21 protein-coding genes are annotated in these 21677 nt (G+C 45.6%); 17 read left to right on the top strand and 4 right to left on the bottom strand.

Annotated elements, in window-relative coordinates; translation table 11 throughout:
* Positions 1 to 27: 27 nt before the first annotated feature.
* Positions 28 to 1020, top strand: coding sequence for a carbohydrate ABC transporter permease (locus tag OV592_RS19630; RefSeq protein ID WP_406609728.1), 993 nt, complete (start codon positions 28 to 30; stop codon positions 1018 to 1020).
* Positions 1021 to 1029: 9 nt separating this feature from the next.
* Positions 1030 to 1860, top strand: a complete 831-nt coding sequence (locus OV592_RS19625) for a carbohydrate ABC transporter permease (protein ID WP_406609727.1) — start codon at positions 1030 to 1032, stop codon at positions 1858 to 1860.
* Between the two features lie 64 nt (positions 1861 to 1924).
* Here the strand turns inward: OV592_RS19625 and OV592_RS19620 are convergent, their stop codons facing one another.
* On the bottom strand, positions 1925 to 2164 hold the full coding sequence (locus tag OV592_RS19620) for a GlsB/YeaQ/YmgE family stress response membrane protein (protein ID WP_406609726.1): 240 nt from the start codon (positions 2162 to 2164) through the stop codon (positions 1925 to 1927).
* A 194-nt stretch (positions 2165 to 2358) separates the two neighbouring features.
* On the opposite strand from OV592_RS19620, the gene OV592_RS19615 reads away from it, so the two are divergent.
* The gene (locus OV592_RS19615) at positions 2359 to 2970 is read left to right on the top strand and encodes a GNAT family N-acetyltransferase (RefSeq protein WP_406609725.1); all 612 of its coding nucleotides are present in this window, start codon (positions 2359 to 2361) and stop codon (positions 2968 to 2970) included.
* 15 nt (positions 2971 to 2985) lie between these two features.
* Complete coding sequence (locus OV592_RS19610; RefSeq protein WP_406609724.1) at positions 2986 to 3612, top strand: DUF1349 domain-containing protein; 627 nt, start codon at positions 2986 to 2988, stop codon at positions 3610 to 3612.
* A gap of 56 nt (positions 3613 to 3668) precedes the next feature.
* Here the strand turns inward: OV592_RS19610 and OV592_RS19605 are convergent, their stop codons facing one another.
* Positions 3669 to 4706, bottom strand: a complete 1038-nt coding sequence (locus tag OV592_RS19605; RefSeq protein WP_406609723.1) for a LacI family DNA-binding transcriptional regulator — start codon at positions 4704 to 4706, stop codon at positions 3669 to 3671.
* A gap of 249 nt (positions 4707 to 4955) precedes the next feature.
* Here OV592_RS19605 and OV592_RS19600 point away from each other — a divergent pair, with 249 nt between their 5' ends.
* The 4 genes from OV592_RS19600 (at position 4956) to OV592_RS19585 (ending at position 8900) form a co-directional block, all read left to right on the top strand.
* Positions 4956 to 6302, top strand: coding sequence for a class II 3-deoxy-7-phosphoheptulonate synthase (locus tag OV592_RS19600; RefSeq protein WP_152783206.1), 1347 nt, complete (start codon positions 4956 to 4958; stop codon positions 6300 to 6302).
* A gap of 125 nt (positions 6303 to 6427) precedes the next feature.
* Positions 6428 to 7321 carry a DMT family transporter gene (locus OV592_RS19595; protein WP_406609722.1) on the top strand — a complete coding sequence of 298 codons (894 nt, stop codon included), beginning with the start codon at positions 6428 to 6430 and terminating at the stop codon, positions 7319 to 7321.
* 194 nt (positions 7322 to 7515) lie between these two features.
* Positions 7516 to 8046 carry a hypothetical protein gene (locus OV592_RS19590; protein WP_406609721.1) on the top strand — a complete coding sequence of 177 codons (531 nt, stop codon included), beginning with the start codon at positions 7516 to 7518 and terminating at the stop codon, positions 8044 to 8046.
* 308 nt (positions 8047 to 8354) lie between these two features.
* Positions 8355 to 8900, top strand: a complete 546-nt coding sequence (locus OV592_RS19585) for a hypothetical protein (RefSeq protein ID WP_406609720.1) — start codon at positions 8355 to 8357, stop codon at positions 8898 to 8900.
* Here OV592_RS19585 and OV592_RS19580 read toward each other — a convergent pair.
* Positions 8897 to 9508, bottom strand: a complete 612-nt coding sequence (locus OV592_RS19580; protein WP_406609719.1) for a LysE/ArgO family amino acid transporter — start codon at positions 9506 to 9508, stop codon at positions 8897 to 8899. The two genes, OV592_RS19585 and OV592_RS19580, sit on opposite strands and share 4 nt — an antisense overlap.
* 91 nt (positions 9509 to 9599) lie before the next feature.
* On the opposite strand from OV592_RS19580, the gene OV592_RS19575 reads away from it, so the two are divergent.
* The 7 genes from OV592_RS19575 (at position 9600) to OV592_RS19545 (ending at position 17926) form a co-directional block, all read left to right on the top strand.
* The gene (locus OV592_RS19575; RefSeq protein WP_406609718.1) at positions 9600 to 10502 is read left to right on the top strand and encodes a LysR family transcriptional regulator ArgP; all 903 of its coding nucleotides are present in this window, start codon (positions 9600 to 9602) and stop codon (positions 10500 to 10502) included.
* A gap of 35 nt (positions 10503 to 10537) precedes the next feature.
* Positions 10538 to 11683: a glycerate kinase gene (locus OV592_RS19570; protein WP_152783218.1), complete on the top strand. Its 1146-nt coding sequence runs from the start codon at positions 10538 to 10540 to the stop codon at positions 11681 to 11683.
* A 51-nt stretch (positions 11684 to 11734) separates the two neighbouring features.
* Positions 11735 to 13714 carry a DNA topoisomerase III gene (locus OV592_RS19565; RefSeq protein WP_406609717.1) on the top strand — a complete coding sequence of 660 codons (1980 nt, stop codon included), beginning with the start codon at positions 11735 to 11737 and terminating at the stop codon, positions 13712 to 13714.
* 12 nt (positions 13715 to 13726) lie between these two features.
* Positions 13727 to 14518, top strand: coding sequence for a pentapeptide repeat-containing protein (locus OV592_RS19560; protein WP_406609716.1), 792 nt, complete (start codon positions 13727 to 13729; stop codon positions 14516 to 14518).
* Positions 14519 to 15044: 526 nt separating this feature from the next.
* Complete coding sequence (locus OV592_RS19555; RefSeq protein WP_221075067.1) at positions 15045 to 16031, top strand: TRAP transporter substrate-binding protein; 987 nt, start codon at positions 15045 to 15047, stop codon at positions 16029 to 16031.
* 72 nt (positions 16032 to 16103) lie between these two features.
* Positions 16104 to 16622, top strand: a complete 519-nt coding sequence (locus OV592_RS19550; RefSeq protein WP_016402346.1) for a TRAP transporter small permease — start codon at positions 16104 to 16106, stop codon at positions 16620 to 16622.
* 20 nt (positions 16623 to 16642) lie between these two features.
* The gene (locus tag OV592_RS19545; protein ID WP_016402345.1) at positions 16643 to 17926 is read left to right on the top strand and encodes a TRAP transporter large permease; all 1284 of its coding nucleotides are present in this window, start codon (positions 16643 to 16645) and stop codon (positions 17924 to 17926) included.
* A gap of 68 nt (positions 17927 to 17994) precedes the next feature.
* Here OV592_RS19545 and OV592_RS19540 read toward each other — a convergent pair whose 3' ends face one another.
* Positions 17995 to 19560, bottom strand: a complete 1566-nt coding sequence (locus OV592_RS19540; protein WP_016402344.1) for an AbgT family transporter — start codon at positions 19558 to 19560, stop codon at positions 17995 to 17997.
* Between the two features lie 363 nt (positions 19561 to 19923).
* Between OV592_RS19540 and OV592_RS19535 the strand changes: the two genes are divergently transcribed.
* Together OV592_RS19535 and OV592_RS19530 are read left to right on the top strand one after the other, a co-directional pair.
* Positions 19924 to 20343 carry a 2TM domain-containing protein gene (locus OV592_RS19535; RefSeq protein WP_406609715.1) on the top strand — a complete coding sequence of 140 codons (420 nt, stop codon included), beginning with the start codon at positions 19924 to 19926 and terminating at the stop codon, positions 20341 to 20343.
* Between the two features lie 201 nt (positions 20344 to 20544).
* Entirely contained in the window at positions 20545 to 21675 is a 1131-nt protein-coding gene (locus tag OV592_RS19530; protein ID WP_406609714.1) for a diguanylate cyclase domain-containing protein, read from the top strand.
* Positions 21676 to 21677: the final 2 nt, after the last annotated feature.

Below are 21677 nucleotides of genomic sequence, written 5' to 3'. Positions count from 1 at the left end.
TCTCTTTCTTTTTGTCGGGAGTTAAAGATGTCTTCTGTCGAGTCTGCCGTAAGACCACCAGTAGTAAAAACTAGAAAGCGGACCCTAAAGCAGCGACTAAATGCTAGTGGCTATAAGTGGGCTCCTTACGTATTTATCAGTCCATTTTTTGTTATTTTTGCTGTGTTTGGGTTATTTCCCTTACTGTTTTCTTTATTTCTATCGTTTCATTACTGGGAGCCGGCAGCGGGTTTAGGTGCCATGGAATGGGTAGGTATCGAAAACTTTACCTTTACCTTAACCGATGATTGGTTCCAAACATCTGTTTACAATACGATTTGGATCGCTCTAGCTGCGGGTATTCCTCAGCACGTGGTGGCTATCCCATTAGCTTATTTCTTACATACCAGCTTTAAACGCAGCCGTAACACGGTAGTGGGTATGTACTTCTTACCTTTCATTACCTCGTCGGTGGCGATTTCTTTGGTATTCACTACCTTGTTTTCGCGTGACTTCGGCATGATCAACATGCTATTCACCTCTGCAGGTAACTGGACAGTAGGCGACATTCAACCTTTGGCTTGGTTATTCCCAACCGCCAACATTGACTGGAACCGTCCAGAATATACTAAAACCATGATTGCTTTCGTAGTGTTCTGGCGCTACGTGGGGTGGAACACCGTATTGTACTTATCTGCAATGCAAACCATTCCAAAAGATTTATACGAAGCCGCTACAGTAGATGGTGCTAAACGTTGGCAGCAATTCTGGTACATCACTGTACCTATGCTTAAGCCGATGATGTTCTTCGCGGTAACCTTAACCATTATTGGTAACCTGCAGTTATTTGAAGAACCATTCATTATTACCGGTGGTACTGGTGGTATTGAGCAAGCAGGTAAAACAGCCGCAATGCACATGTACATTACTGCGTTCGTAGAGGGTGACTTTGGTACTGCATCAGCTATCTCTTGGATTCTGTTTGCACTGATTGCCTTCCTCACCTGGGGTAACAACAAATTGCTCGGTGAGAAGAAGTAGGACCGAATTATGAATAAATTAACTAAAAGCCATATCATTGCATATTTCATCGTGGGGATGGGCTCTATCATCATGTTGGCCCCGTTCTACTTCATGTTTGTATTTGCAACGCATACCAACTCATCGATTCTATCGGTGCCGCCCCCAGTGTGGTTTGGTGGAGAGTTCGTTAACAACGTAGGTATTTTGTTAGACGCACTGCCGTACTTTTGGCACAACATTGGTTTGAGTTTTTACGTAGCGTTAATTACTACAATATTGAACTTATTCTTCTGTTCGTTGGCCGGTTATGCATTTGCCATGTTTGAGTTCAAAGGCCGTAACTTAATGTTCATTTTGATTATGGGCACCATGTTATTGCCTCCATTCTTGGGCATGATTCCAACTGCGTTGATTATGTCTCAGTTAGAATGGATGAACCAACCTCGTGCGCTTTACATCCCAATGGCTTGTGGTGCAATGGGTATCTTTATGATGCGTCAGTTCATCTCAAGTGCGATTCCAAAAGAGCTAATTGAAGCGGCTCGTATGGATGGCTGTAACGAGTTTGCTATCTACTGGCGTGTAGTGGTTCCACTTATTACACCTGCCTTTGGTACGCTTGGTCTTATTACCTTTATTGGTCAGTGGAACAACTTCATGGGCCCATTGGTTGTAATGAATGACATGAAGATGTTTACCGTGCCGCTAGCACTACGTGCGTTGCAAGGTACAGGTCAGGTACCTTGGGGTGCAATTTGTGCCGGTGCCGCCATTGCGGTAGTGCCATTAATGATCTTGTTTGTGATGACTTCTCGTAAGTTGATCGACGGCCTAACAGCAGGTGCTGTGAAAGGTTAATCAAGTCTTAAGTAATTAAAAAAGCCAGCTTATTAGCTGGCTTTTTTGTTTCATCTTTTGCGGCTTATTTTTTCACAATACTCACGATGTAGAGCAATATAACTGCGCCCACTACAGCGGTAATCAGCGAACCCAACATACTGGTACTGCCAAAGCCCAGTAAACTAAAGACAAAGCCCCCAATTACCGAACCAACAATACCCACTACAATATTGCCCACTACACCAAAGCCGCCGCCTTTCATAATATTGCCAGCTAACCAACCCGCTACCGCGCCAATCAGTAACCAAATAATGATGCCCATAATGATCCTTAGTTTGTTGTGAAAGTTTGCTTGTTGCAGCCAACAATAGAGAGTAACGATGCTGCAATCACTACGCTTAAGTGTAGTCAAAACAACCGCGTCTGTAGTTTGATTTTTAACCACACTTTTTGCTTTCTATTCATCTGCTTGCGTATTAATCTGAGCGGTACTAAACAGCCAATTTGGAATGGGCGATGAGTCAACAGCCTTACTTAATCGAAACCGAGTTAGCCAGTGATGATGTAGTGCTTAGCCCTTTGTTGCCAAGTCATCGTGATGCCTTACTCAGCGCCGAGGCCGATGGCAATTTGAGTGAGCTGTGGTATACCAGCGTGCCTAACGCCAGCAACATTGATGCGTATTTAGATAATGCTTTGCTGCAAAAGCAGCAAGGTGTGGCTTTGCCCTTTGTGGTGCTGGATAAACACACAAATAAATTGATTGGTGCAACCCGTTTTTGCAATGCCGATGTGGTGAATAAACGCTTGGAAATTGGCTATACCTGGTACGCTAAAAGTTACCAGCGTTCGGCGGTAAATACCCAATGTAAGTTGCTGCTGTTAGGCTACGCATTTGAGCAGCTTGATTCGATTGCAGTAGAGTTTAGGACCCATTGGCATAACCAAGCATCGCGCGCTGCGATTGCCCGTTTAGGTGCGAAACAAGATGGCGTTTTGCGTAACCATAGTGTGGATGATCAAGGGTGTTATCGTGACACGGTGGTGTTTTCAATTACTAATCATGAGTGGCCTACGGTTAAGCGAAGCTTACAACACAAGCTAGCGCGTTATTCGCCAAGGGCTTAAGCCAGCAGGAGTGAAATGATGAAAGACTTTTCACAGGGGCAATGGATTAACCGCCCTAAGCAATTTGTTTTAGACGAAGCCCAGTTAGTGATCGAAACCGAAGCCAATACCGATTTCTGGCAGCGCTCCTATTATGGTTTTCGCAATGACAATGCGCCGGCACTATTGATTGAGCGAGCAGACAACTTTAGCCTGAGCGTGAAAGTAAGCTTCAATTATCAAGCTCAGTTTGACCAAGCTGGGGTGATTATTTACCTCAACGACGAGAACTGGTTTAAAGCTTCTATCGAGTATGAAACGGCTCACTTATCGCGGCTGGGATCGGTGGTCACTAACTTAGGTTATTCCGATTGGGCCACGACCGACATCGCTACTCCACAACATATTTGGTATCGCTTAAGTCGTCGCGGGCCAGACTTTTTAATTGAGTATGCAAATGACGGTGTTAACTATCAGCAAATGCGGATTTTCCACTTGCATCAACTTGGGGCTACCTCAGCGGAGCAAAGCGATCCGCCGGCTGCTGCAAGCTGTTCGGTCAAGTTTGGCTTGTATGCTTGTAGCCCGTTAAATTCTTCGTTTAAGGCTCAATTTGAACAACTGAGTTTGGGCGCGTGTATATGGCGAGCACACAAAACGTAGCCGCGGTTTGCCAATGAAACAGCCTTAATTAAGCGCTAAGACCGTCGCTAAAGATCTTAAGATTTTACTGGCGCTGTGCTTTGGCGTTGCACCAAGTGAGTTGGCAATAACACTTGTGCTTGCTCAGGTGCTTGCTCAGGTGCTTGCTCAGGTGCTTGCTCTTTCATTTGTTGCATCAATAAACTTACCGATTTCTCGCCCAGTTCTAGGCAGTCTTGCGCAACAGTGGTAAGCGGCGGGTTGTAAAACTCACTGTCTTCGTGGTTATCAAAGCCCACTACTGATATGTCTTCTGGCACTTTAATATGGCGCTCATTTAGGGCGCGTAACACACCTAAACACATCTCATCATTAGCCACCAGTAGCGCTGTAAAATCGTGGCCAGCATCTAGCAAATCTATCGTAGCTTGATAACCGCTACGAGCATTCCATTTACCATGAATGGTGTGTACCGGTTTAAGCCCGGCATTTTCTAAGGTGTTTAACCAACCTGTTTCACGCCAATGAGCCACACAGGTATCTTCGGCACCGTTAATGAGGGCGATCTTGGTATGACCTAAATCGATAAGGTGCTGTGCTGCGAGGCTAGCTCCGCCAACTTGATCATGAGATACCTGCAAGGCTTCGCTGGTTTTATCAAAGTCGATGAAGATGCAAGGGGGCAAATTGCCGCGTTCTAGAATCTGTTTGATCATCGTGTGGGTCACCGAGGTATTAATGATCAAACCATCAACCTGTTGACCAAGCAGTTCGTCGATAGCTTGGTTGCAAGCATCTGGATTTAGCTCATTCATGGTTGAGATGGATAAGGTGAAACCTTGCTTCGCAGCTTCTTTACGAATGCCTTCTGCAATTTTAGAAATAGCGTGTAAGGAGATATCAATTGAGACAAATCCTAAGGTGAGAGACTTGCGACGCGCCAATTGTTGAGCCATGCGATTTGGCAAGTAACCAGAGTCGGCAATGGCTTTCTCAACTTTAATACGTGTCTTTTCAGCAACTTTGGGTGACTTTCTCACCACGCGAGCTACCGTTTGATGAGATACGCCTGCTACTTTGGCTACGTCTTTTAAGGTTGCTGATGCTTGTTTCATAGGTTTCATAGAAGTGGTTATCTTGTTGATCATGTTAACAAATGTGCAGTGCCCTCCCTATGGGCCAAAGCGTAGATTTGTATGAAAATGTGAGCTGTTTCAGTTGTTTTTTTTTGTTGTTATTTACGTTTTATTGTTGCGCTGAAGTAATAAAAAATTAAGCTCGCATAAAAAAACTAAAATTAGCGCTTTTCATGCGCTCTAGAATGCCTATTATGGGAGTTTTTAGAGCACTCTCGGGAACGCAACATGACGCAATGGACACCCTCAAGCTGGAGAGACAAACCAGTAAAACAATTACCTACTTACCCTGATCAAGAAAAGCTTCAACAAACCGAGAAGTATTTGGCTGATCAGCCGCCGCTCGTTTTTGCTGGTGAAGCACGCGCTTTACGTGAAGACTTAGCCAAAGTAGCCAAGGGTGAAGCATTTTTACTACAAGGTGGTGATTGTGCTGAGAGTTTTGATGAGTTCCGTACCAGTCATATTCGCGATACCTTTAAAGCGCTAATGCAAATGGCAGTGGTGTTAACCTTTGGTGGTCAAAAACCAGTGGTTAAAATTGGCCGTATTGCTGGCCAGTTTGCTAAGCCGCGTAGTGAAGACATGGAAACCATTAATGGTGAAAGCTGGCCTTCTTACCGTGGTGACATCATCAACGCCATCGACTTTAACGAGAAAAGTCGTGTGCCTGATCCGCAGCGTATGATCGAAGCTTACAACCAATCAACTTCAACCTTGAACTTGCTACGTGCCTTTGCTCAAGGTGGTTTAGCCGATTTAAACCAAGTACATAAATGGAACTTGGACTTCATTAAGAAAAGCCCACTAGGTGAGCGTTACGAAGCCTTAGCTGGCAGCATTGAAGAGTCACTGGCCTTTATGAGCGCCTGTGGTATTAACCCAGCTACCGCGCCTCAGTTGCGTGAAACCAACTTGTACACTTCACACGAAGCTTTGTTGCTTCCTTACGAGCAAGCTTTAACACGTTGTGACAGCCTTACTGGTAAGTGGTACGACTGTTCAGCGCACATGTTATGGATTGGCGATCGTACTCGTCAAATCGACCATGCTCACATCGAGTTCTTACGTGGCGTAGAAAATGCGATTGGCCTAAAAGCCGGCCCTACTACTGACCCAGAAGAGCTATTACGCATTATCGATATTATTAACCCGAACAACGAAGCGGGTCGTTTGAACTTAATCGTACGTATGGGCGCAGATAAAGTGGCAGACCACTTACCTGCGTTAATTCAAGCGGTTGAGCGCGAAGGTAAAAACGTGGTGTGGAGCTCAGATCCAATGCACGGCAATACCATTAAAGCGCCAAATGGTTACAAGACGCGCCGCGTAGATGACGTACTACGTGAAGTTCAGCAGTTCTTCCAAATTCATAAAGCTGAAGGCACCTACGCAGGTGGTGTTCACTTTGAAATGACTGGCCGCAACGTGACCGAATGTGTCGGTGGTGCTTTCCAGATCACTGAACATGATTTAGCTCAGCGTTACCACACCTACTGTGACCCTCGCTTAAACGCAGACCAAGCTTTGGAATTGGCATTCTTAATCGCTGACCATATTAAAGCCGCTCGCTAAGCGGTTTGCTTACTTGCTAAAAGCCACCCTTGGGTGGCTTTTTTTTGTTGTGAGCAATTATCGGGTCGCTTGTTAATGTAGTTTGTTGCACACTGCGTTTTTGATTTAAGGATTAGGGAAGCTAAATGGAACTAGCCAGTGTTATTCGCTTGTTGTTGCTCTCGGCGATTTGGGGAAGTTCGTTTTTGTTTATGCGCATTGCTGCGCCAGTGCTTGGCCCCGCCATGCTGATTGAGTTGCGGGTGGGTTTTGCGGCATTGTTTCTATTGGTTGTGGGCTATTTCTTAAAAAAGAAACTGCAGCTTATGCAGCACTGGCGTCACTACTTCATCTTGGGCTTTTTCAACTCCGCCCTGCCATTTTTATTGCTGGCCTATGCAGCGCAAACTTTGTCGGCATCTTTGCTGTCTATTCTTAATGCCACCGCGCCAATATGGGGGGCGATAATTTCTGCCTTATGGCTGCGCCAAGCGTTACCAGTGAAAAAGGTCTGTGGCTTACTGATTGGTGTAGTGGGCGTGGCTATTTTAGTGGGTTTTGATAATGCCAGCCTAGAGCCTGGCGCTAGATTGGCTATTGCTGCGTCTATTGGCGCTGCCGTGTGTTATGGCATTGCCAGTAGTTATGCACACTCGGCTAAATCGGTTGAGCCTTTTGCTAATGCGCATGGTGGCATGTGGGCGTCAACAATTTTAGTATTGCCCACCTTGTTGTTTTTTCCGGTCGTTGAAACGCCAAGCAGCTCTTTGTTGTTGTCGGTAGTGTTTTTAGGCGTGGTGTGTAGCGGAGTGGCTTACTTGCTCTACTATCGTCTAATTAGTGATGTTGGTGCATCGTCGGCGTTAACGGTTACTTTCTTAATTCCTATTTTTGGCATTTTCTGGGGCAGTGTGTTTTTGCAAGAAAGCATTGGTTGGAGCACAGTAGTTGGCACCATGGTTATTCTGCTAGGCACCGCTTTAGTCACCGGCTTTTCACCTCGACAAGTGTTTGCCGCGCGTAAATCAAAATTGCGCTAAGTAACAGACCCTAGTAATAAATCAAAGCCCTAACCATACTTAAGCTCAAGCGATGATAAGAAATGCAAACCGCTTAAAGCAGGTCTTAGTTGATAGGTTCAAAGTAACAAGTCCGCTAAGCAACTAAGCGGGCTGCTAGCAGAGGTGCTTGTTGTATCTTAGCTTGAGCTTCTTGGTGGCGAAGGGAAATGGTTATGGCTTGGTCAATCACACGTACGCAAGTGTTGGTCTCTATTGGTTTGCTATTCAATGTGGTGGCTGCGCTAATGACCAACTTTTATATCGACCGAGTCAGCCAAGACGCTCACAAATTGGTACAACAGCAAGCCGCCAACGATAACTTAATTCGACAAACTTGGTTGCAAATAGATGCCTTAGAACGCAAACGAGAGCTTATTTTAAGCTTACTCACCAGTGCTGCTCACAATCAGCAAACCATTCCGTCCCAAGTTCAAGCTTTGCTGCAAAACGATTTAAAATATTGGTTAGATATGGCGTCGTTGCCTCCTCTTGATCTAGAGAACCTTCCGCAGCTAGATGAGCAAATCGCTAAAGCCCAAGATCAACAACGTAATCGAATTGATAATTGGTATTTGCAAAACCTCGATTTGATGGATGATTACACCGAGCAAATGGGCTGGATCTCTAGCCTGCGTAACTTAGCCTTGTTTCTGCAAATTATTGGCTTGGCGCTAATTTTAGCCAGAGACTTAAGTAGGCATTGATACTAGGGTCTGTTGATCTTTGGTGTTGAAATTTTGTTCGAGATAAGCGGGCTTTAATCGCGGCGAGCACTTCAAGGCCTAGTGGGCTAAGCAAGAAGTGCTTAACAAAGAGTAAAGCCCGCTTATCCGGACCCTTTGGGCAGCATTTCTTGGCCATTTATTCAGCGTTAGCGAGTGATTATTAAGCCCACTTAACTGCACACTCACTGCCTTGCCTAAATGGCTAATAAATTGCTGCAAAAGCCATCAGCAAAGATCAATAGACCCTAATAACACTAACTCGTTAATAGCAGTAAAGGAGTGACGCCATGGCCGATGTAGGGCATCAAGAACAGCTAGATACTATCGATAAAATTAGCGTGAGCCTCTATCGTATTGGTTGGTTATTACTGTGTTTTAGTTTTGCTGCTGCGGCCTATAAAGCCTTGCTGCTTGGTGTTATGTGGCAGCCCTTGTGGTTATTGGCTGCAGCCATTGCATTACAAGCCTTTAATTTACACTTATATAGCAAAGCTATTCGTTATTTGGTGCAAGGGTCTGCGTGGCTGGGGCTATGGTTAGCAATGGCATTTTACCTGTGGCACTGGCCAGTGCTTTCTCATGCCGCGCTGGCTTGTTTCTACTTGGTGGTAGGTGCCTTGGCATTTAAAGAGAGCTTTTGTTTTCAATTGGGCTGGCTACGTTGGTTAGGTGCCTTGTTAATTGTTGACTACCTACTGCGTTTTAGCCCTTGGTTAAGCTTGCGTGGTTTGTTGTTATTGAGCATTGCAGCGTTGGCTATTTATATTGCTTACCAGAAATGTCGCCAGCCAATGCACTACGACATTGGCAAGCGGGAGAACTATCAAATTTAGCCAAATACAAACTTGAGCAAGTAAATGGCTAAACCAAACATCATTAAACCAATTAAGCTGTCGATAACTTGCTGGGCGCGCGGCTTGGCTAACCAAGGGGCTAATTTAGCTCCTAATAGTGCTAAACCAAAGAACCACAAAAATGAAGCGCTCACTCCGCCGGCGACAAACATCGGTCGCTGTTCCACGCTAATGTTAGCGGCAAATCCACCTAAGATGACAATTGTATCGATGTAGACATGGGGGTTTAAAAAGGTGAAGGCGCAGCAGGCCAGAATAATCGCTTTTACTTCATGTTTAGCTTCACCTTGCTCCAAGCTGCTTTCACCTCGCCAAGCGCGTTGTAAACACTGAAAGCCATACATCATCATAAAGCCAGCGCCTAGTATGCTAATGGAGTACAACAACCAAGGGTAGGCGCTAAACAGTTTGGCGCCGCCCCACACCCCTAAACACATGAAAAACACATCGGCCAAAGAGCAAAAGCTCGCCACTAACAAGTGATGGCGACGACGAATGCCTTGGTTTAATACAAACGCATTTTGCATGCCGATGGGCATGATCAGAGTTGCCATTAAGCTAAGGCCGGTGAAGTAAGTCGCAATCATTAGTTAAGCTCGTTAAAAACAATGGCAGGACTATAACCATAAGATCTGCTTTAATATATCTAATAATTTTAATGCTAGATAAGTTTTACTAATGAAGCTGAGTGATATTGATTATAAGTTGTTAAAAGCCTTGGACTCGGTGTTAAGTGAGCAGAGTTTTGAGCGTGCCGCTCAACGTTTGCATCTTACTCAGTCGGCTATTTCTCAGCGGATTAAAGCGCTAGAGAGTCAAGTGGGCCAACCGTTGTTAATTCGCTCTCAGCCGCTTATGCCTACAGAGCTAGGCCAGCAACTGCTAGGGCATTATCAGCGCGTGGTGCAGCTAGAAACCGAGCTAGTTAACCAGCTTAATGTAGATGAAACTCGGGTGCAGGCCTTGCCCTTAGCGATTAATGCCGACAGCCTTGCCAGCTGGCTAATTCCGGCACTTACACCTACCTTGCAACAGCAACGAGTAGAGATGAATTTATACGTTGAGGATGAATCGCGCACTTGGCAACGTATGCGCAGTGGTGAGGTGCTGGCCTGTGTCACTAGTCATGCAACACCTGTTGCTGGTAGTGATAGTCACTTCCTGGGCTACATGGAATATTTGTGTGTGGCTACACCTGATTTTGTGCAGCGGTTTTTTCCAAAGGGAGTGAATAGAGACAGTTTAAGCCATGCGCCAGGCATGTCGTTTGACCAGCACGATGATATGCATATTCAATTTTTGTTAGAGCATTTTTCTTTAAGCCCAGGGCAGTACCCTTGCCATACAGTACGCTCTTCTGAAGCCTTTATGGAACTGGCTTTAGCCAGTGGTGCCTATAGCCTTAACTCAAGCTTGCAAGTGGCTAAACATCTGGATGATGGAAGTTTAATTAACCTTACACCTAGCCTACAAGTTAGGGTGCCGTTGTACTGGCATCACTGGCAATTAGCAGGTAAGTTAATGAAACAACTGAGTGAGCAGATCCGCAGTTATACCCAAGATTGTCTGCCCCAGCAGTAACTTGCAGCCAGCCTATAGATTGAAAAGGAAAGCCGATGAAAATAGTAATTGCGCCCGATTCATTTAAAGAAAGTCTAAGCGCCATGGAAGCGGCCGAGATGATAGAACAAGGCTTCCAGCAAGTATTTCCCGATGCCGAATATTGCAAGGTGCCCTTGGCCGATGGTGGCGAAGGTACTGTGCAAGCCATGGTCGATGCCACCAATGGGCAAATCATGCCAGTGTTGGCCGCCGGGCCACGTGGTAATCAAGTTGAAGCTTTTTTTGGTGTATTAGGTGACAAGCAAACCGCGGTAATTGAAATGGCCGCAGCCTCAGGTTTGCACCTTGTTGAACCGGCCTTGCGAGATCCGCGTAAAACCTCTAGCTATGGAACTGGCGAGCTGATTAGCGCCGCCTTAGATGCTGGGGCAAGTAAGCTAATTATTGGTTTGGGTGGCAGTGCAACTAACGATGCTGGTGTTGGTATGTTGCAAGCCTTAGGCGCGCAGTTCTATGACAAATTCAACAAGCCCTTAAAGCGTGGTGGTGCCGAGTTAATTGATTTAGAAAGCATTGATATCTCGGGCTTAGATCCTCGCTTAGCCGATGTAGACATTGAAGTAGCCTGTGATGTAGACAATCCACTGTGTGGCGAACACGGTGCTAGTGCGGTGTTTGGCCCACAAAAGGGCGCAAGCCCCGAGATGATTCGCCAGCTTGATGCAGCTTTAGGCCGCTTTTCTTCGGTAGTATTTAGCCAATTTGGCATTGATATTATGCATGTTGCTGGCAGTGGCGCTGCCGGTGGGATGGGCGCGGCCTTACTGGCATTTATGCAAGCGGAACTGCGCCCCGGCGTGCAAATTGTTACCGAAGCCGTCGATCTAGCGGCTAGTTTAGAAGGGGCGGATTTATTGATAACCGGTGAAGGGCGAATTGATAGCCAAACCATTGCCGGTAAAACACCTTATGGTGCAGCGCAAATAGCCATGCAGTTTGAAGTGCCGGTGATTGCTTTAGCGGGGGCGATGTTGCCTGGTTATGAAGTGGTGCATGAACACGGCATTGATGCGGTATTTTCGGTAGTGCCTGGGCCTTGCGATCTTTCTCAAGCATTAAGCGAAGCCGAGCAAAACCTATTTGTCTCTGCTAAAAATGTGGCTGCTACCCTCAAACTTAGCCAACAAATGCTTGGCTAAGTGTTAAAAGTGACTACAATAACTGTATAAAATCACAGTTGTTGTAGTCCATTGCGTTTATATATTGCCGAAAAACCCAGCCTTGCCCGCGCCATCGCCGCGGTATTGCCTAAACCTCAACAAAAGCATAATGGCTATATTCAGCTGGCCAATGGCGATTGCGTTACTTGGTGCATTGGTCACTTGTTGGAGCAAGCCGAACCAGAACATTACGACGCCAAATTTAAGCAATGGCGCTTAGAACACTTACCTATTTTCCCCGACAAATGGCAGTGGAAAGCCAAATCTAAAACCGCTTCGCAGCTTAAAGCGATTAAAAGCTTAGTGAAACAAGCCAGCAGTATTGTGCATGCCGGTGACCCTGACCGTGAAGGCCAATTACTGGTGGATTTAGTGATTGAACACAGCAAAGCCAAAGTGGCACTTAAACAGCAATGCCAGCGCTTGTTGATTAGTGATTTAAACCCAGCGGCAGTAAGTCGCGCCTTAAAACAGCTAAAGTCCAATCAAGAGTTCTCAGCACTTTCTACCTCTGCATTGGCGCGCTCTCGCGCCGATTGGTTATATGGCATTAACCTAACTCGCGCCTATACCCTAAAAGGCCAGCAGCAAGGTTACTCAGGAGTTCTGTCGGTTGGGCGAGTACAAACCCCTATTTTGGGTTTAGTGGTACGGCGTGACCAAGAGATCGCCGAATTTGTTAGTCGCCCCTATTACCAAGTAGAAGCTCATCTGCACACCGAGCAAGCAGAAGCTTTTACCGCGCTATGGCAACCTAGTGAAGCTTGCGAACCTTATCAAGATGAAGAAGGGCGGGTGCTTAGTCGGCCTCTGGCAGAGCATGTGGTTAAACGGGTGAATCAGCAAGCGGGCTTGGTGCAATCACTTAAGCAGCAAGATAAACAACAAGCGCCACCGCTGCCTTACAATTTATCCAGTTTGCAAATTGATGCAGCCAAACGTTTTGCTTATAGCGCCAAGCAGGTTTTGGATATATGTCAGGGTTTGTACGAACGACATAACTTAATTACTTACCCTCGCTCCGACAGCCGTTATTTACCCAAACAGCATCATGCAGAAGCGCCTAAGGTGGTAGCTGCTATTCAGGCTAATAGTCAGCACTTAGAAAAGGCCTGTGTAGACGCCGATTTAACTAAACGCAGCAAGGCTTGGAATGATGCTAAAGTTGATGCCCACCATGCGATTATTCCTACCGAAAAACGTTATGCAGTGGCGAAATTAGGTGAGGCCGAACGCAATGTGTATGAGCTGATTGCCCGCCAATATCTACTGCAATTTTATCCGCATTATCAGTACGCCCATACCGAGGCCAATATTGTTATTGCCGATGGGCACTTTAAAGCCACCGCTAACCAGATTAAAGAGCTAGGTTGGAAGGCATTGTTTCCGCAGAAAAAGTCGGCAGAAGACATGGCTACTCTGCCGCCGCTAAAGCAAGGGCAAGTGCTGCAGTGTGTGGATGCTAAAGTACTAGATAAACAAACCCAGCCTCCAAAAGCCTTTACCGATGCCACCTTGCTAGCCGCTATGACCGGCATTGCTAAATACGTGCAAGATCCCAGCTTAAAAGCGGTGTTAAAAGATACCGATGGCTTAGGCACCGAAGCTACGCGAGCAGGCATTCTTGAACTGTTATTTAAGCGTGGCTTTTTACTGCGTCAAGCCAAACAAATTCACGCCAGTGATAGCGGCAAGGCATTAATCAATGCGCTCCCTGCGTTGTGCACTTGGCCAGACATGACCGCCCAGTGGGAAACCCAGCTTAATGCCATTAGTCAAAAAGCCCAAAGTTACCAAGGTTTTATGCAAGGCATGCAAGGCCAGCTGAGCCAATTAGTTGAGCAGAGTGCCAGTGTTAACGCACAGGCTTTTGCGGGTTTGGCTAAACCTGCAGGCAATAAAGCTTATCGAAAAAAGCGAACCAACAATAAAAGCGGGAGCCGAAGCTATACCAAGCGTGCGGGAAGTTCAGCCAAAAAGACCTCACGCAAAGCTAAGCCTGCAGCATAAGGAAGCATCGCTATGACAGAACCTACCACCCTGTTGGCAGCCAAACAGCCTGTCGAATATCTGTTCGAGCCAAGTGATAACGAGGGCTTAGTTGAGCATCGTCAATTCTGTGAATTAGACTGGAGTATGCTTGAGCAAACTAACCTTAGCTTTAGCCAGTGTATTTTTGTGGATTGCGATTTTAGTGAAGCTAATTTAACCGAGCTGAGTTTTGAACGTTGCCAGCTGTTTAATTGTAATTTTAGTGGGGCGGTTTTAACTGCAAGCCGATTTATTAACTGCAGCTTATACGACCGAAAACGCCAGCGCGCTTGTGACTTTAGTGGTGCAGACCTTTGCCAAGCCGAGTTTAAAGCCTGCGATATCTCTACTGCTAACTTTAGCCGAGCAGAGTTATTTGATGTGGTGATTGAGCATTGTCATGCGCAAGGCTGCCGCTTTGAGTTTGCCGACTTCTCAAAGGCTGTTAGCAGAAAAGTAGTATTTAGTGCTGCCAATCTTAGCCATAGCTACTTTAGTTTGAGCGATTTTGAAGGGGTTAACTTAGCTAAGTGTGATTTACATGGCTGTAACTTGAGTGAAGCGGTGCTAAACCGAGTAAACCTTGAGGGCGCCAATCTTAGCGCTAGCATATTTTCGCCAAGTACCTACCAAGGTTTACAGTTGTTTCAAGCTGATTTACGTAATGCTGATATTGCCGGTATTGATATACGCCAGATAGATTTGTCTGGGGTAAAGATTTTTAGCTGGCAAATGGAGGCCTTAATAGAAAGCTTAGGGGTGGTGGTGTACCCCGATAACTAGCCGATTAAACTTCTTTACATCATAAAGTAATACCAATCTGTGGCATGGCTCTTAGTTTAGCTATTACTCCTCTACTCCTTTCGTTTATTTGATGTGTTGTTCGCATTTACTTTATAAATATTTGTCATCCGGCTTGTCTAAAATCTAATCATTAGCAATATTGTATTACCAGGGTCTGTTGATCTTTGGTGTTGAAATTTTGTTCGTGATAAGCGGGCTTTAATCGCGGCGAGCACTTTGAAGCCTAGTGGGCTAAGTAAGAAGTGCTTAACAAAGAGTAAAGTTCGCTTATCCGAACCCTTCGGGCAGCATTTCTTAGCCATTTATTCAGCGTTAGCGAGTGATTATTAAGCCCACTTAACTGCACACTCACTGCCTTGCCTAAATGGCTAATAAATTGCTGCAAAAACCATCAGCAAAGATCAACAGACCCTAGTGATTGGCGTTGCCAATCTATGCGGCTCGCTCAGCTGTTCCAAGGTTTGGATTGTGCGCGCGTGAATTATGGATGATTTGGAGACGGGACATGAAACAGCGTAACAAAGCGTTACTTTCGGCTAGTTTACTAAGTTTGGCACTAGGCTTAAGTGTTAGCGCACAGGCTACAGAGTGGAAAGGCTGGAATATTCACAAGGCGGGTTACCCAAACACCGTGGGCATGGATAAATTTGCTGAGTTGGTCGAGCAGAAATCCAACGGCGATTTTAGTATTAAAATGTACCATGCTGGCGTATTAGGCAATCAACCCGACGCTATTGAACAAGTGCGCATTGGCGGCTTAGAAATTGGCAACTTTAGTCTTGGCCCTATTGGTCCGATAGTGAAAGAAGCTAATGTATTGTCGCTACCTTTTGTATTTGACGATGTCGCCCATATGCACAAAGCGATGGATGGCGCAGTAGGCGATCAAATTAATGCCGCTATGGAGAAAAAAGGCTTAATTAGCTTAGCTTGGTACGACGCAGGAGCGCGCTCGTTTTATAACTCCAAAAAACCGATTACTCAACCTGCAGATATTACCGGCATGAAAGTGCGGGTGATGAACAATGATTTGTATTCTGGCATGGTATCAGCGCTAGGTGGTAACCCTTCTCCGATTGCCTATGCAGAAGTGTATCAGTCGCTTAAAACCGGTGTTGTTGATGGTGCCGAAAATGGGTGGCCTGAATATGAATCGATGGGACATTTTGAAGTGGCTGGTTACTACTCGTTGTCACAACATCTAATTATTCCCCAGTGCTTATGTGTAAATGCCAGTGCATTCCGACGTCTGCCAGAGGCGCAGCAGCAAATGTTAATAGAAGCAGCGCAAGAGTCTGCTCAAGTGCAGCGAGATTTGTGGGCGCAACGCGAAGCATTTAGCCGAGACAAGGTAGTTAAAGCCGGCGTTAAGCTAAACGAAATTAGCGAAAAAGAACCTTTCCAATTAGCGATGCAACCAGTGTATGACAAGTATTTGGGTGAGAACCCAGAGCTTAAACCTTTGGTTATGTTGATTAAAAACACCAAGTAATCGAGTTCTCGTCGCCACCTTTAATCAATGACTTGATTGAGGGTGGTGCTTTTTTGTTATTTAGAGGTGCTTATGTTTGAGCAAGCTGATGCGCTTAAGCGCTCGCGCTACGATCGGTTTCTTGATTACTTAAGCCAGCTTAGCTTGTTAGTGGCAGGGATTGCTTTAGTGGTGCTTACACTAACTTTTGGCTGGTTGGTGTTTGGCCGATATGTGCTTAACTCCACACCCACTTGGGTAGAGCAACTATCGCTGTTGCTGGTGGTGTTGATTGCATTTTTAGGAGCCTCGGTAGGTATTCATAAAAACACTCACTTGGGCGTGTCTTTTTTTTACGACCGCAGCCCCTTTTGGTTACAGCAGCTATTCCAGCTAATTTCGCAACTCTCTTTGGCCATATTTGGCTGCGTAATGATGGTAAACAGTTATCAACTAATGCTGTTTAAGTGGGGTTCTGACATCCCCTTGCTGGGTGTGCCTGAAGGGATTAGAGCAATTCCCATTATGCTATGTGGCGGCTTGGTGTTGCTCTATTCAATTGGTCATCTCATTCATTTATTTCATCGGGTAAAAGCGGCCCTTATGCGCTAGTGGTACTAAAGGATTAGGTTATGGGTTTAGTTATTTTGATGGCTGTGTTTGTAATTGGGGTGATTATTGGCACGCCGGTGGCGTTTGCTTTAGGCATTGCTGCGGTCTCTGCTTTTGCTTACGAAGGATTACCGCTGCTAATTGCGTTTCAGCGGATTACCGCTGGCATTAGCGTGTTTTCCTTAATGGCTATCCCGTTTTTTATTTTTGCTGGCGAATTGATGTTTCACGGCGGTATCGCCATGCGCTTAGTGCGTTTTGCGTCTTCGGCGGTTGGAGCGGTGCGCGGCGGCTTAGGTGTAGTGAATGTTATGTCTTCAATGTTATTTGGCGGCATTTCGGGTTCGGCGGTGGCCGATATTTCTGCATTAGGCTCGATCCTCATTCCAGTAATGAAGAAGAAAGGCTACGACGAAGACTATGCAGTGAATGTGACGGTAACATCTTCGATTGCCGGCATTATGATCCCGCCTAGCCACAATATGATTTTGTATGCAGTAGCAGCCGGCGGTGGTATTTCTATTTCCCAGCTGTTTCTAGCCGGCGTGGTGCCTGGCGTATTAATGTGTGTATGTTTAGCAATTACCGCTTACATCGTTGCGGTAAAGCGCGGCTATTCAGCGGAAAAATTCCCCGGTTTTGTGGTGCTATTTACTCACTTTGTCGTGGCCTTACCGGGTTTGCTTACCGCTGTAATTATTGTGGGCGGGGTATTGTCGGGCGTATTCACTGTGACTGAATCTGGTGCGTTTGGCACTATTTACGCGCTGGTGGTTACAGTAGTGGTTTATCGTCAACTTACCTGGGACAAATTTAAAACGGCGGTGGTTAACTCGGTGAAAACCACCTCGATGGTGATGGTGTTAATCGCCTGTGCGGCAGCCTTTGCTTACATGCTTACTTACTTCCAAGTGCCGAGCAAAATGATTGATTTTCTTAGTGGTATTTCCGATAACCCGATAGTGATCATTTTGCTGATTAACCTGATGTTATTGCTGTTAGGTATGGTGATGGACATGGCAGCGTTGATATTGATTTGTACGCCAATATTTTTGCCTGTGGCGCAATCATTAGGCATCGACCCTTTGCAGTTTGGCATGATTTTAATGATGAACTTAGGGCTAGGTTTATGCACGCCACCAGTAGGCGCATGTTTATTTGTGGGCTGCGCGGTGGGTAAGGTACCGATGGAATCAGCAGTAAAATCGATATGGCCGTTTTACATCGCTATTTTGGTCGCCTTAGTGCTCACTACATTTATTCCCCAAGTCTCCTTAGCCTTGCCAATGTGGTTAGCGGGGTAAGGTTAAAGCAGCATAAAAAAACGCGCCTATGTGCGCGTTTTTAGTTTCAAATAGTGAATTACTTACTGCTACAGAGGAGCTGGGTATACGTAGCTTGCGCCAAGACCCAGTGGTAAACCTAGTGCCCAATAAGCCAGTAGGAATATCGTCCAGAAAATGGCCAGAGCAATAGAGTATGGCAGCATGGTAGCTACTAAAGTACCGATGCCGGTGCCTTTTACGTATTTCTGACAGTACACTACAACCAATGGGAAGTAAGGCATTAATGGAGTGATGATGTTAGAGCTAGAATCACCCACGCGGTAAGCGGCCTGCACCAAGTCTGGTGAGATGTTCATTTGCATTAGCATTGGCACTAGAACTGGCGAAATTAATGCCCATTTAGCTGATGAAGAGCCCACTGCTAAGTTAATTAACACCACCAACACAATCATGCCTACAATGGTTGCGGGCGCGCCCATACCAATGGCTTGCAAGAAGTTAGCGCCTTTTACCGCCATAAGCACGCCAATGTTAGATTGGCCAAAGGCCCATACAAACATAGAGCAGAAGAAGGCCATAACAATGTAGTGGCCCATGGTTTCCATGGTTTTAGACATGGCTGCCACTACGTCATCAGAATTTTTGAAGCTACCGTTTAAGTAGCCAAATACCACACCTGGAATCACAAAGAAGATGAAGATAAGTGGCACGATGATTTGCATCATAGGTGCGCTAAAGCTGGTGAGCGAGCCGTCTGCGTCACGTAAGCTAGAACCTTCTCCCCATGCGGCTGCAACCAATAAGCCGATTAAGGCTAACATTACTAAGCTTGCTACACGAAACGCGAAGGTTTCTTGCTTGCTGGTAGAATGCATGTCAGAAGCTACGTCTAAGTCGTCGGCTATCGGGCTATTTTTTTGTAGGCGAGGCTCTACGATTTTATCGGTGATGTACCAAATGGTAGCCACAATAGGTAAACAAGAAGCAGAAGCAAAGAACCAGTTATTTAGCGGGTTAACCATCATGTCTGGATCAGACAGTTGCGCCGAGCTTTGGGTAAAGCTTTGTAGTAAAGGATCTAAACCAGAGGGGATAAAGTTAGCACAAAAACCGCCAGATACGCCGGCAAAGGCAGCGGTGATACCTGCAATAGGGTGGCGACCCATAGCGTGGAAAATTACCCCAGCTAACGGAATTACTACCACGTAACCTGCATCGGTAGCCACGCTAGAAATAACGCCAATCAATACTACTGCGGGAGTAATCATTTTGGCTGGCGTTACTTTTAACATCGCTTTTAAGGCTGCGTTAATGTAGCCGGAGCGCTCTGCAACACCTACACCTAATACTGCTACGAGCACTACGCCCAATGGCGCAAAACCGGTGAAGATTTTAACCATGTTGGTCATCCAAGTGGTAAGCCACTCGGCGCTAAGCAGGTTGTTAATGACGATGGTTTCGCTACTGCGAGGATCAATTTCGCTGAAACTTAGATAAGATAGGCCGGCGGAAAGCAGCCATACAAAAAACATCAATCCAAGGAATAGCATTGCTGGATCAGGCAATTTATTACCTACACGCTCAATAGTGTCTAAGAAGCGTGCGATACCGCCCTTATTTGGGGCTGGCTCACTGGTAGTGGTAGAACTCATATATACCTCTAGGTTTTTCTAAACTCTCCGGTTTAGTTAGTTTCGTTGTGATTAATCACCTAAAGTGACCAAAAAATAAACTTATCAAACCAGCATAGTGAATGAGGCTTCCCTTTGCTTTGATTTGAGTTAATAAATCCTATTTTATACAAAATTGCAGTTTAATGCTTTGTTTAACTTGTTTTTGTCGTTTTTTTGTCTTGGTTTGTCCTGCTTGGTGACTGTAGGCAGTCGCTATTTTTAGTGTCGCTTATCTTTGAATATAACCTTCTATCGGTGATTTAAACACTCGGTCGCAAAACATCGATAGGCACAAGTTGGCGCGTTATGTTTACTTAAAGTTACATGGGCTAGGACACCAACATGAACAATAGTTATTCGCCGCAACAGTTAGAACAAATTATTGCTTTGGCCTTACGTCAGCAACAAGACCAGCAAAACTTTGTTAGTGAGTCTGAATTGTTTGATATTGCTGAGCAATCTGGATTGGATGCCAAACAAACCGAAGCTGCGCTCAAGTTGTGGCAACAACAGCAGCAACAGCGACGCGCGCAATGGAAAAAACTGTTGGCCTTTAAAATCCATGCGGGGAGTTATATTTCGATTAGCTGCATGTTGTTTTTGATTGATTGGCTAACCGGAGGACCGTGGTGGTTTTTTTGGCCAATGTTAGGCATGGGCATTGGTTTATTTAGTCATGGCTTAGGCTTTTTAAAGGTATGGCGAAAACTTGCTCAACCCACTCAGGTAGCAGGATTATCGTTTAAAAGGTGTCGCTTTTAAGCGACGCTGCAGCGAAAAAATGAGGGTTTATAACCAAATTTGATATTTTTTCTCATTTATTGACTAGATTGTGTTCAGCCTAGTCGGTGTTTCAGTTAAGCTCCGGAATCAATTTACCAGTGGTAAGGTTTTACCAAATTTAAAGTTCAATTGTTGCTACAGTTTGAAGCAAGGGAAAATTGAGCTATCGGAGTCAAGAGATTGTTAGAGAAACTCAAAAAGTCAGATTTGTTGCAGCCTTATAGCAAAGACAAATATCAACAGCAGCAAGAGCTGGCATTACCACAAAGCTTACGCTTGGCTTATGTGGTTAGTGCAGTGTATTTAATTTTGGGGATTTCTCACCTTCTGGTTATAGATGAGCCGACTCAGCGTTGGGTTTTGGCGAGTATGGCGTTGGCCTCTAGCTTGCTTATTTATGTTAGTACTCGCTATTTACCCAAGATTATTAACCCAGCTACTACTGCGATGCATTTGGTTGTAGTGGCATTAATGCTGGCCAACTCCTTAACCCATATGGCACTCACTGAGGACATTATTCAAAGTAGTACCTTGATGTTAGTCGTTGTTGCAACCGGTGGCTTTATGATAGAACGCACCCTGTTGTTACTGGCTTTGTTAGTGGCCGCCGCTGGATGGTCTACCTTAGTTGTGCAGATGGAACAAGACACTAACACGGTAGTGCATTTTGCCTTTGGTTTGGGCATGAGCTCGATTGTCGCGCTGATTTTGTTTAGTCACCGAGTTGGTGTATTCAACCAATTAATAAACCAACGTAGGCAGCTAAAGCATATTGCCGAGGTGGATCAGCTAAGTTTGTGCTTGCGTCGTCACGCCTTTGATGAAAAAGCTGAAGCCTTGTTAGCTCAAAGTGGCCAGCGTGCCTTTTCGGTTTTGTATTGCGATTTAGACTATTTTAAGTTGCTTAACGACAGTATGGGCCATGCGATGGGAGACCAAGCCTTACGCCGCTTTGGTGAATTATTGAATACCTTGGCGAAACCCCATCAACTCGTTGTAGGGCGCATGGGAGGCGAAGAGTTTGTATTGGCAGGTTGTATGAGCGAGGAGCAGGCCAGCAATTTAGCGCAACAAATTGTGCAACACCTAGAGGACCTGCATATCGCCCACCCAGAATCCTTAAGTTCTATGTACCTTACTTGTAGTGTGGGCGTTGCCAGCTCGGCAATTGATCATGACTTTTCATCCTTGTGTAAGTACGCCGATAAAGCCTTATACATTGCCAAGCGAAGTGGCCGTAATCAATATCAGCTGCACAATCACTACCAGCTTCCGGAAGGAATGAAAATGCCCGCAGACGTGCAGGCATAGCG

It is taken from the genome of Agarivorans sp. JK6 (assembly GCF_045277145.1).
Lineage (GTDB): Bacteria > Pseudomonadota > Gammaproteobacteria > Enterobacterales > Celerinatantimonadaceae > Agarivorans > Agarivorans albus.
This window is presented reverse-complemented; position numbering and strand designations above follow the sequence as displayed.